This window comes from Dorea acetigenes (assembly GCF_025567385.1).
Lineage (GTDB): Bacteria > Bacillota > Clostridia > Lachnospirales > Lachnospiraceae > Claveliimonas > Claveliimonas acetigenes.
Genome location: NZ_JAOQJU010000014.1, coordinates 1 through 9,314, shown reverse-complemented (window position 1 = coordinate 9,314; position 9,314 = coordinate 1). Strand labels below are relative to the sequence as shown.

The following is a 9,314-nucleotide window of genomic DNA, read 5'->3' as shown; positions in this document are numbered from 1 at the left end:
GACAGACCGTCCCGCCATTTCAGAAAGCCATGTGGTGTAGGCACCGTCATCCTTCCAATTAAGACGCCAGGGGGAAGTGTCGCTGCCGGACTCGCTGGGCTTTGCCACAAACGCCGTGAAAATTTCCACGACATAGCCGCCGCCAGGGGTGACAAGGTACATCTGCGGGTGTCCGTCAAAATAGCTCTGTTCGTCATACTCATTCAGCGTGGCGAACATGGAGCCGTCCCGCATATTGTGGCCGTAGATAATGGTATTGCGGTCCGAAAAATCCTCCTGATTTTCATAGTCTGCAAACAGGCAGCCCGTCTTATTATAGGTGCCGTCATACAGATGGTGCAGGTAATACTCGTTATCGTCTGTCTGCGTTACCGGGTAGTTCATGGCCGTATCAGGGAGGGTAAGCCATCCGATGATGTCCGGCCCGGTTTCCCTAAGAGCTTCAAAATCCACTGCGGGGAGGACCACAGAAGGGTCCTCCCCGGCAGGTTCCGTTTCCGTATTATCTTCCTCCGGCGCTTCGGTCTGCTCCGGCAGCTCTACATGGGAAGCAATGTCCTTATAGGCTCCGGCGCTCTCGGAATACTGGTTAAGGTCGCGTACCATCAGGAACCCGCTGCCAAGTGCCAACAACCCGCAGAGGGAAACCACCGCAATACCAACAACTTTTCTCTTTGGGGTATTTCTGCTGTACTTGCCCTTTTTGAAATAGACTGCGGCAAACAGTCCGCCGCCAATCACCGCCAGTGCCAGAAGCCCGCCATACAGGAAAATGAAATTGTCATCCCCAGTCTGCGGTACCGCTTTATCAGGATTAGATGGTGTGGACGGATTGGACGGTGTTTTCGGATTATCCGGGTTATCCGGGGTAGCCGGTTTCTCTGGCTTTTCATTGAAGAACTGGACCGTTGCGGTTTCGTCTGCCTTGATCTCCACGGTGGCAGCGTCAGGAATGATATAGTCCTTGCTTGCCCGGTTGGAGATTTCTGTTACGGTATAAATGCCAACGCGCAGCCCCTTGACCTCGATCACGCCGGATTTTGGAGAAGTGAAAGTTTCACAGTAGGAACCGTCTGCACTTTTCACCTCAAAAGCAAATCCATCCTTGCGCCCGTCGCTGGAATCCTTTGTAATCTTCAGGTTCCCGCGGTACGCCTCATTGGTAAAGCCCCGTCCGGCCTCGCCATTTTCCACAACCGCCACCTGGCCGTCCTCTGTGATGGCAAAGTAGTAGGCGTTCTCGTCAAGCTGGTAGCCCTCTGGTGCCTTGCTTTCTTTCACAAAGTAGCCCTTTGCCAGAAGGCCCTCCGCGGTGTGGTAGCCCGCCTCCGATTCTTTCAGGGTACCGATCTTCATATCTTCGGAATCAAATTCCTTGTTGCCATTGGCATCCTCATACAGATCGAATACCGCGCCGGAGAGGAAACGCAGGAAGGTGTTATTATCTTTGTCCTCTTTCTTCACAGAAGAAGGCTCGTCTACTGCCTCGGTTTTCATCACCTGCACGCTGCCGCGGATCAGGGTATTTTCCACTTTGATTTCAATGCGCTGGCCGTCCACACCGATATAGATATGGTGCTGCTGCGGGCTTACCGTATAAAGTGCCGGAGAGGAAATTTCCTTTACGATCCAGTGGCCGTAAGGGATATTCTCAAAAGAAAAGCTGCCATCCTCGGCAGTGGTGACAGTAAGCAGTGCGTTTTCCCCGGTAAATTCTTCCGTGTCCGGCCTGAATAATCCCATCAGTGCCCCGGACAGCTTCACATCTTCGCCGCCCTCCGGGTTTTCGCCGACTTTTACGCCGTCCACACGCCCGCGCAGCAGGTCGTTGGAAACAACCTCGCCTTCATTTACAAGAATCTGCACCAGCGCCGCCTCCTGGCCTGCGTATTCAAAAATAACCGGATATTCGGTATCAGAGAGGATATAGGCGTTGTTTGTGGTGCGTTCCTTCACATAGTAGCTGCCAAAAGGCAGGTCGGAGGCAAAGGAAGCGTCATAGCCGCCCGCCTCATTCGGGTCAACGGAAACCACTTCCAGGAGCCCGCCCGCCGGAATGACGCTGCCGTCAAGAGCCGTCAGGTCAGCGGACGCATACAGCCCGAAAGAAATATCTTGATATTCCTCATTCATGCCAAGCCCAAAAAGATCGTCCGTTTCCAGTGCTTTGAACAGGCTCACATCCACCTTCTGACGCTCGTCATAAAGTCCGATGGCGGTCTGCGTTACTTCCACAGTTTCACCCGCATAAGTAAGCTCGGCATATTCCGGCTGGGTATTTAAGACCATCCCCTCCGGCGCCTGGCGTTCCTCCAGACGGTAGCGGCCCAGATAGAGAAGCCCGCTCTGGGCGGTTCCATCCTCCCCGGTGGTAAGGGTTTCCACAACCGTATCTTTTGCCGCCCTGAGCGTTCCGTCACCGGTATAAATATCTTCATCCGCGATCACGTCATAGACTGCGCCCGGCAGCCCCATGACCTCATACACCGGCTGGTACAGACCATCGTTTTCCTGGACGGAAGCGAATACCTCGCCGGTCTTGGTGATGGTAAGCTGCCCCTTCTGCGGCATATTGTACTGCGTAACCGTGACAACGGCCTCGCTGCCGTCAATGGTAAACGGCACCGGCTCGCTGGAAAGTACATACCCGTAAGGCGCCGCCACCTCGTAAAGCTCATAATCCCCGGTGTGCAGAGGCTCCGGCAGCATCAGCCAGCCTTCATCCGATACATAGAAGGTATCAAGGGTTTCCGGGTTCGGATAGTAAATATCCTGGGTGACAAATTCCCCGGTAGACAGGTCCTTGATCTGGAAACCGGTGCCCGTCATGGGGATAATATTGCCGGTCTCCGCGTCGCATTTCTCCACACGCAGCCTTGCGGTAATGGTGCGGTTATTCAGGATATAACTGTAAGTCTGTCCGTTGGAGGAAATAAAGACCGTAAAATCCGGGATAAACGCTTTTCCTTCCTCGCCGGAAACCTGGTGGATCGTATAATGGCCGTAAGGGAGCATTTTGGAGGAAGCGAAGCCGTCTCCATCGGTGGTGAGCAGATCACGCTCGCTTTCCTTTGCCGCATCATAGCTGCCTGCCGCCTTCAGGTAAACCTCAAAGACCGCACCGGCCTCCGGGCGTTCAATGACGCCCTCATTGGGTTCGTCCGTATTTTCATCCCCGGACACATCCGGGTCCAGGTCGTCCGTATGCTTCACCAGCTGGATATTTCCATAAATGACCGTTTCCGTAACCTGGTTTTCCGTGGTATTCAGTTCCACTTCATACAGGGTCGGGGAAGCGCCCACCTCATAGACCGTATCGTTTAAGAGGTAGCCGGTGCTGGGATCAATCTCCCTCACCGTCCAGTTATCACCGCAGACATAGTAGCGGGTCATAAAGCTGCCGTCCGGCCCGGTGGTGTAGGTGTCTACCAGCTCGCCATTGTTATAAATGCCATAAGTTGCACCGGCAAGGGTGGCGTCGCCCTGGGCGGTGCCGGTATCAGCGTCGCTCTTTACCACATGGACGCGGAACTTTTTCAGGATATTGCTGAAATGCACCGTGGAGGTCTGGCCGCTTTCAATGGTGACATACTGCGCGGAAGGGGTCACATAACGGTCCACCGGCAGCTCTTTCACCAGATAAGTGCCGGGCAGCAGCTTTTCTTTAATCTGCCCGTTTTCTCCGGTAGTGACGGTTTCATCCACTTTATTTCCCAAAATGTCCGTGCCTGAAATTTGGAAAGGAATCCCGGACACAATACCGTCCTCACTGGTCTTGACAATCTTTGCGGTGCCGTAGGTTTCGGTCTTGATCTTTACAAAGAAGGAAACCGGGTCGCTGGCGCCGGTCATCATAGTCTGGTAGCCGGGTCTGCCCCAGATCAGCATGTCATTGGCAACCGGGATGTCCTTTCGGAATTCAAAGGTGACGGGGTCCATAATCATGTTCTTACTGGTGAACGTGTACTTGTTCCCGCTTCTTGTGACGGAAACGCCGCTGCCTTTCAAAGTCTCCAGGTCGATTTTCAGGTTATTGGTGTCCGTGACAGTCAGGGTATAAATCTTCTTTTCCGTGTCCCATTTCAGTTCCAGCTCCGGGGCCTCGCTTTTCTTCGTGGAAGTAAAAGAGGGGATCGTGGAATGGGAGGCAACCTGTGACAAAATCCAGTTGTAGGCTTTTTCCGCAGGACGTCCGGCAATCACACTGAAATACTGGTTGGCATCTGCATGGCCGTTCCCGTGCCGGCTGTATGGGTCGCTGCGAAGCTGCTGCTGGTATTCCCAAAGGATGATCTGCGTCGCCATTTTGTAATCGTCCTCGTTAATGCCGGACACAGGGAGGGAGGTGCCGGGTTTCCAGCCGTAGATTGCCGTGAGGGTGATCCCCCGTCTTGCCTCGGAAGGGAGCAGGTTTAAGTAATTGCTGTTGGTGCCGCTTTCCGATGTATAGGTATTGTCGGAAGTGTTATAGGCAATGCCGCTTTCCACGCAATATACCTGCTGGCTGCTCCCGTCCGAAGCTGTCAGCATATAGTGCCGATAAGCGTTGCCCCCGGAACTGCTGCGCACATCCATCGTTCCATCAGAATTGTAAACAAGGTAGGTGTAAGGCGCCGGCGCATAATAATGCTGTCCGTCAGACCCTACATATTGATCGCCCAGCCAGGAGCTTGCTTTCTGTCCCAGCGAAAATGCGAACGCCTGGGTAGGGATCATCCCAAAGACGCATACTGCGCAAAGCAGAAATGCCAGCAGCCGCTTTACGCCGCTGCGGTAATGGGTATTTGTTTTCTCCATGAAAAATCCTCGCTTTCTTAAAATAGTAAAGGACAGCTTTACTCGCTGTCCTCCTGTTCATCATCGATCCTGTCGTCAAAATCATCTTCGGAGAGATATTCCGGCTCTCCATAGGCTTCATCCGGGTCAAAGCCTTCGCCGTAGCCGTCATCCTCGAAATCTTCGTCATCCTCTGCCTGCTGCTTCGGACGGACGATCTTTACATAATAGCCAACGCCGCCTACCGCAAGCAAGGCAACGATAATAAAGATAATCGTGCCGGCGCTGCCGTTGTCCTTTTTCGGCGGTTCGGTCTGTGCGAGTTCCTCTGTTTCCGCAGGTCTTTCCTTTCCGGTGCAGCCTTTGAGGTCATTCTTGCAGACCGAGCAGGCGGTATTGACTTCGCCGGCTTCGCATTTATCCGTACAGGTGCAGACGTCCTCTGTTGGAATCACGCTCATGGTGCCCTCGTTCTTTTCCGCCAGAGCCATCAGGTCAGCTTCGGTAACACCATTCAGGAAGTAGACGTTGTTGTCGTCACGCTTGCCGTCAATGATAAGATAGAACACATTTCCGGCCTCGGTGGTGATCGTGTAAAACTGCTTATCGTCACCCTCGCCAGTAGCTTCATCCAGCACTGTGCCGGTTCCCTCCGGGGTAAACGCGCCATCCGGGATAGAGGAAGTGGTTTCCGTTTCTTCCTGGGAATTGGAGCTGCCGCCATTTGTGCCGGAGGCTGTATTGCTGCCGGTATTGGTACCCGCATTAGAACTATTCCCGGAAGCATTACTGCCTGAATTGCTGCTTTGGGCATTATGATTGGTACTGCCGGAAGAAGCAGCCTGGACCTGTGCCGGTTTTACCGGCTTGCTGCTCTGGTTCTGCTGCACCGTTTCCGCAGGTTTTTCCGTGGGCGTCGGTTCCTCATAATAGGGATTTTCAAACTTCACGGTCTTTGAGCGGTTCCCGGCATAATCCTGGGCATACACGTTTACCTGTTTTCCTGTGCCGGCATAATCCTTTAAGGTGACGGTAGCCGCCCCATTGGTCAGGGAGTTGATACGGTTCCCGTCCACAAAGACCGCTTCTACGCCGGAATTGTCGTCGCTGCTTTCTACTTTCAGCGTACCGCCGTCCAGAGAAGCCGCAAGCTCCGGCGGTGTGGTATCTTTGTCCCCGGCAGCATAAGCCGTCAGGGGCAAAGCGATGGCGCTTATGACAAGCACAAGCGCCAGTAGCAGAGAGATTTTTTTAGTCCTCATTCATGTCCTCCTGTTTCTTAAGCGGGCCATCTCCGGACGGAGCGGCCTGCTGCGATTTCAGAAATTCGGCCAACTGCTGGGGCGTCAGATGGAAGCTGCGGGCAATCGCCACATAGTCGGTGTTCTCCAGCTCCGTTTTCTGTTTTTCCAGGCCGCGGAGCCTGGCCTGCATCTCCGCAATCTTGTTTTTTGTCTTGTCGATCTCTTTCTCCAGTTTTTCAATCTTAGGGTTCAATTTATTACCTCCAATCTGTCAGGGCAGACGCCCAAATGTATAAAAGTGCTGCTGCCAGTAGCTTGTGTTGATGTTTGCGTAGGAGATCGGGTCCCCACAATGGATCATCATCCCGTTACCCACATAGATTCCCACATGGCTTGCGCCGCTGGTATTGTAGGTCCCCTGGAAGAAGATCAGGTCGCCGGGCCTTGCATCGGCGCTTGATACTGGCGTACACACGCCTAAAAGCCCGTCTGCGGTCAGGCGTCCGAAATTCCAGCCCACTCCACAGTGATTAACTACCCAGGAAACATACCCGGAACAGTCAAAGGAAGTGGAAGGGCTTGCGCCTCCCCACACATACGGATAGCCTAAATACTTTTCAGCCTCCGCAAGCATAGCCGCAAATTTTTCATCCGCAAGGGCCTCCGGCGGTACATCATAATTGAAATAATTCCCCCCGCCGCCTGCGCCTGCTGCCGGCAGATGCCGCTCGCTGGTATCGCCGGTATCGGCAAAATACAACGGGTTCCTATACTGTCCGTCAACCAATACCTCCAGGTGCAGGTGCGGCCCGGTGGAGTTTCCGGTGCTGCCGACCTTTGCGATCACATCCCCGGCCTTTACCTCCTGTCCGGCAGATACTAAGATTTGTGAACAGTGGCCGTATTTGGTGGTAAGAGAGTGCCCCTCGTAAGCCTCGCCTTCAATGGCGACGCACAGACCATAGCCGCCCGCATTTCCTGCCAGCGTGACCGTGCCGTCATGCCCGGCCAAAATTTCCGTGCCCTGGGGCATCCCGATGTCAACGCCGGTATGGTAGTTCTTTTCCCCGCTGATCGGGTGTACCCGGTAGCCGTAGTAGCTGGTGACATAGGGCAGCCAGTTGGTGCCAAACACATTTTTCACATACTGCCGGTTTCCTTTGGTCTGCAATAAAATCTCGCAGATTTCTTTCTGGTCTGCGTCCATGCGTGAAACCACCAGGTTTTCAAGCGGCATGGAAGTAAGCGTTACATTTAAGATGTGCCACTCATAAGGCACTTCTTCTTCGGTTTCCTCGCCGGTCTCCGGGTCAATGCTTGTTTCTGTCCGGTAGCGGATTTCCGTTTCCTCCGTGAAGGATAGGGAATACTGCCCGTTAAAAAGCTCCCGGAGGACGCTCTCGATCTGTGCATAGGTGAAATCCTGATACGCAGAGGTGAGATACCCCATTAAAACATAAGGGTCATGCTCAATAGGGCCGATATTATAGCGGTACTCGTCATAACCGGGCCGGTCCGATTCCACACGGTTGATCTGCATCTGCAGGTCCGTTTCCCACTCGGTATATATAAGCTCCGCATTGTTGATGTCCGCGTCGTCCGCCAGATAAGTAGAGGCGGCAAGGCTCCCCAGCCCTCCGGTTCCAATATTGGAAAAGGAAGAAAACAAGGAAGCGATCAGGAAAAATACCAAAAGGAGCAGGATCACGATTCCGCATAGAACCGGGTGGCGCTTGACAGCGTGAACCACACTTGCAGCAATCTTTTCCGTGGCAACGGCGGTGTCCTTTGCCCGCTTTCCGGCTTTTTGTGCCTCCCTGGCTGCCTTGGCATACTGGCGTTTTATTTTTTGTTTCTGCCACATCCGGGCAAGAAGGTTTTTCTTCAGTTCCGGGTTATCCTGTAATGTCTGCCGGTAGGCAAGCCGGGCATTGGCTCTGGCTGATTTCTGCTGTAACTTTGCCACCCTGCGGTATGGCGCGGTCTTATGTTTATGGTAGGCATAGCGTAACCCCCCTTCGCCCGCAAGCTCGGTACGGTGGGCCGCTTTAATGCCGACATTTTCATCCTCCGCCTGATAGATTTTTTTATGGGAGTAACCAACCGCCATATTTGCGCCGGCCTTTACCGGGCGCATCGGAACAGGACCCTTTACATGGGCCCGCTGGGATTTCACCTCCTTTTCAAATTTCAAGTGTTTTTTGGCCTTACCCGTATCAGGATCAGAAGATGTTTCCATCCGCAGCTTACGGCGGGCAGGCAGGCGGTTTTCCGCCTGTTCCAGCTTTTCCGCTGTCCGTTCCGCTTTCCGTCTGGCCTGGGTGAGTTTTTTATCCGCTGTTTCCGGTGGAAGCTCGTCAGCGGCAAATTCCAGCTTGGAAGGCCGTTTCGGTTCTCCTTCGGCTGCCTCCGGCGGTTTCTCCTTTGGTTTCTCGGCTTTGGCCGCCTCCTGGAAACGCTGCTGGTATTTGTTGCCATGCTGGTGCATCCGGGAACGGCGTTCTGCCTGACCGGGTTCTCCCTGTGTGTGGCGTTCTGTACCAGAATTGCCACTGTCAGAATCCGCACGCCGGGAATCCACATATCTGAAATCCCTCCGGCGCGGTTCCGGTGCAGAAGTTCCCGGTTCCAGAGGGTTCCGTGTTTCAGGTGCCCGTGCCGGCTCATGGTCCATATCCCTGCTTTCCAAATGTTCCGGTATGGAAATATCCGCCTGCTGCGGTACATCCGCTTTGAAAGGCTGTGTATCATCCGCTGCCTGCTGTGCTGCGGTTTCATACCTCCGGCTCCGGGCCGTTCCCGAAGAAGAAGGGGCGTCCCTGACCCGCAGCAGGTTAAAATCCTGTTCGCTCTGCCGGGTGTCCATACATTCCTCCGCATGGGAATCACGGACCGGCATCCGGGTATCTTTCTTTTTCCTCTGAAATTCTTTTTCCCGCGGCACTGTTATCACCTCCAGTCATTTTTATTTTCGGGAATTTATGCACCTGCCACTTCATCAGGCCGTGTTGTGAGTACGCTGTATAACAGGGTGTCTTTCGGAAAATGATCGACAAAGGGGATAATCACATTCCCGAAAAACAGAAGCCCCTCGCCGGGGCCGGAATGGGTCACATAGGAAAGCTGGTGCGGGGAAATCCCCAACTGCTTCGCCAAAATCTGCCGGTCTCCCTGGGCCTGGTTCAGCATGTAGATAAAATCCGAGTTCTATAGTGATAGGTAAGCCTCTGATATCATCTCGGGCTTTTCCCCCACTCCACACCGTGCATGCGACTTTCACCGCACACGGCGTTC

The 9,314-nt window shown here is 53.8% G+C and carries 4 protein-coding genes and 1 pseudogene; all 5 read right to left on the bottom strand.

Annotated features, from left to right (window positions below; all coding sequences use genetic code 11):
* Positions 1–4,797: SpaA isopeptide-forming pilin-related protein (locus tag OCV99_RS11255; RefSeq protein ID WP_158370661.1), on the bottom strand; the 4,797-nt coding region annotated here is incomplete at its 3' end.
* 38 nt (positions 4,798–4,835) lie between these two features.
* Positions 4,836–6,038: a DUF4366 domain-containing protein gene (locus OCV99_RS11250; RefSeq protein ID WP_055221098.1), complete on the bottom strand. Its 1,203-nt coding sequence runs from the start codon at positions 6,036–6,038 to the stop codon at positions 4,836–4,838.
* Positions 6,028–6,273, bottom strand: a complete 246-nt coding sequence (locus OCV99_RS11245) for a DUF4315 family protein (protein ID WP_055221100.1) — start codon at positions 6,271–6,273, stop codon at positions 6,028–6,030. The genes OCV99_RS11250 and OCV99_RS11245 overlap by 11 nt, the downstream gene beginning before the upstream one ends.
* Positions 6,274–6,291: 18 nt before the next feature.
* Positions 6,292–8,964 carry a CD1108 family mobile element protein gene (locus OCV99_RS11240; protein WP_158370655.1) on the bottom strand — a complete coding sequence of 891 codons (2,673 nt, stop codon included), beginning with the start codon at positions 8,962–8,964 and terminating at the stop codon, positions 6,292–6,294.
* Between the two features lie 35 nt (positions 8,965–8,999).
* Positions 9,000–9,227 (bottom strand): annotated as a pseudogene (locus OCV99_RS11235) (conjugal transfer protein TraE); the annotation flags it as partial.
* Positions 9,228–9,314 lie beyond the last annotated feature (87 nt).